The 2038-nt window shown below is 74.2% G+C and carries 3 protein-coding genes; all 3 read right to left on the bottom strand.

What is annotated here, in order from left to right:
• Positions 1-61: 61 nt before the first annotated feature.
• The 3 genes from J3S20_RS29830 to J3S20_RS29820 all read right to left on the bottom strand — a co-directional run bounded on the left by J3S20_RS29830 (position 62) and on the right by J3S20_RS29820 (position 1997).
• The gene (locus J3S20_RS29830) at positions 62-523 is read right to left on the bottom strand and encodes a hypothetical protein (RefSeq protein WP_216840566.1); all 462 of its coding nucleotides are present in this window, start codon (positions 521-523) and stop codon (positions 62-64) included.
• On the bottom strand, positions 520-1263 hold the full coding sequence (locus J3S20_RS29825) for a hypothetical protein (RefSeq protein WP_216840565.1): 744 nt from the start codon (positions 1261-1263) through the stop codon (positions 520-522). The genes J3S20_RS29830 and J3S20_RS29825 overlap by 4 nt, the downstream gene beginning before the upstream one ends.
• Before the next feature lie 83 nt (positions 1264-1346).
• The gene (locus tag J3S20_RS29820; protein ID WP_216840564.1) at positions 1347-1997 is read right to left on the bottom strand and encodes a hypothetical protein; all 651 of its coding nucleotides are present in this window, start codon (positions 1995-1997) and stop codon (positions 1347-1349) included.
• Positions 1998-2038: the final 41 nt, after the last annotated feature.

Here is a 2038-nt window from a genome sequence, read left to right as displayed (position 1 = left end):
TCCACCCCCTGGACCGTGAGGTGGTCGGGCCAGGCCACCTCCACCGGCGGCTGCAACCGCATCACCGCGCGAAACCCCGCCGGATGGCGGCCCGGTGTAGCAGCCGGATCACCGCCGGGTGATTGCCGAGCTTGGTCGCCTCCATGTATTCCATCAGGCCCGGCGTGCGCTTATCCAGCGCCAGCAGCATGCCGCGCGCAACGCCGAGGTTGACCTCGAAGGCTGCCCCCCATTCCTGACGCAGCGTCGCCTCTCCGGCCTCCGGCGTGAAGCGATCCCGCCGGGCCGCAACCTCGGCAGCGGCCAGGACGAAGGAGCCGGCCTCGCCCCGCGTCGCCCCGATGCTGGCAAGGACGGTGCCGGCGATGGCCTGAAACTCCTCCAGGCCCGCGGCCTCGCCGCCGGGGAAGTAGATGGAGGTCAGCTTGCCCGCGATCTCGCCCGCCGCGGAGGCCTCGGCGGCCAGCGCGGAGACGGTGGCGAAGGTCGGATGATGGGACGGTGCTGCACCCTGCCGCCTCACTGGGCGTGGCCCAGCCGGATCGCGGCCTTGTGCAGCATCGCCACCACGCGCGGGTGGTTGCCGAGGCCGGTCGCCTCCAGATGCGCGGTCAGGCCCGGCGTGCGGCGCTCCAGCGCCCTGAGCGCGGTGCGGGCGGCCTGCAGGTTGGTGTCGAAGGCGCCGCCCCATTCCTGGCGCAACGCGGCCTCGGCGCTCTCCGGCGTGAAGCGATCCGGCGCGGCCGACACCTCGCTCGCGGCCAGGACGAAGGCGCCGGTATCGGCCGAGGTCGCGCCGATGCTGGCAAGGGCGGTGGAGGCGACGTTCCGAAACTCGGCCAGGTCCGCGGCCTCGGCGCCCACGAAGGCGATGGAGGTCAGCTTGTCCGCGATCACGGCCTGGGATGCGGGGGCCTCGGCTGCGGCGGCGGCGGCATGCACCATGCCGTCCGCGTTGGGGTCGTGGAGCGCGGGCAGACCGGAGGCCCCCAGGGCGGCCAGGGAGGCGGCGGAGGCGGCGTCGAAGGCCGGATGATGGGCCGGCGCGGCGGCGGGCGCCGGCTCGGGGTAAGCGAGGCGATACAGGCGGTCCCGCTCCGCCATGAGGCCGAGCTTGCCGGCTTCGGTCTTGCCGGTCGCCACGTCGCGCCAGGCGGCGCCATCCTCGAAAATCCGGATCGCAGCCAGCGCCGCGTCGTGCGTCATGGTCGGGCCGCCCTGCGTTGGGGCCGGGGCGGTGCTGGTGGCGGTGAAGTCGCTCATGGCGTGGGGTCTCCAGGTCGTGCTGGTGGTGGTGGTCGTGCGCCGCGCCCGCGGCAGTCACCAGCGGGCGCGGCTGCGGATGGTCAAGCTGCGGCGGCGGCGGGCGCGTCGTCGGGGTGCGGCTCGGGCAGCGCCGGCATGGGCAGCCGCTCGCGCAGGAAGCGATCCTGCTGCGCCGGCCAGGCGGCGCGCGTCGCGGCATCGCGGTATGGGATCGGGCGCTGCTGCGGCAGCGGCAGGTTCGCCGGCCAGGCGGCGGTCAGGGTGCTCAGCGCCGCGTCAATCCGGCCGGCGCGGAAATAGCCGGAGGTCGCCGGCTCACGCTGCGCCAGGTCATCCACCCCTTCGGCGAATGCGTAAATCGCCGCCGCCATTTCCTCGGCCGCAGCAACCAGCCGCTCGGCGCGGGCCAGTTCACCGGCATAGACCGCCTCAAGCTCGGCGCGGCGCGCATGCACCGCATCGGTCCGCTGGCGACGTTCCGCGGCCGCGGCATGGGCGCGCTCGGCTTCCTCGGCCAGGCGGGCGCGATCCTCGGCCAACTCGGCATCCGCCTTCGCCTTCGCCAGATCGGCCGCGGAGGGGGCGCCGGCATCGCCGCGGGCGCGGGCCAGGCGGAGGTCGAGCACGCGCTTCTGCGCGACCTGGAACGCGGCCTTGGCGCGCTCGGCCAAGGTGCGGGGGGCGGTGGTGGCTTCGGTGGTGGTGGTGGTGGTGGTGGTCATCTGGTCCATGGGTTCAGGGGTCCTTGTCGAGAGAGATGAAGGGTGGCGCG

The organism is Falsiroseomonas tokyonensis (assembly GCF_019024325.1).
Taxonomy (GTDB): Bacteria; Pseudomonadota; Alphaproteobacteria; order Acetobacterales; family Acetobacteraceae; genus Falsiroseomonas; species Falsiroseomonas tokyonensis.
Note: the sequence above shows the minus strand (reverse complement) of the source record. Positions and strands in the feature narration are given on the sequence as shown.